Here is a 275-nt window from a genome sequence, read left to right on the forward strand (position 1 = left end):
ATACGAATTCTATAGTAGTAGCGACACCGAGCATGGGTATCGTGAAGAGCAATACGATTACGGACCCAGATGGATCTGGCGATGTATCTGTAGGTGATGTGGTGACCTATACCTTTACAGTAACCAATACAGGTACAGCAACGCTGACAGGTGTAGGGGTGGTTGATGATATTTTAGGTGCCGTGATCTTAAGTGATGTAGCAGGTGATGGCTTGGCAGTACTAGCCGCTGGTGACAGTGAGAGTGGTACACTTAGCTATACGATCCAGGCAGGG

The 275-nt window shown here is 48.0% G+C and carries 1 protein-coding gene; it reads left to right on the forward strand.

What is annotated here, in order from left to right; translation table 11 throughout:
- The coding region (locus tag AC1EU5_RS16040) for a DUF7507 domain-containing protein (protein WP_480193430.1) at positions 1 to 275 on the forward strand (275 nt) is incomplete at both ends.

The sequence above is a fragment of the Maritimimonas sp. 2405UD52-3 genome (assembly GCF_056591715.1).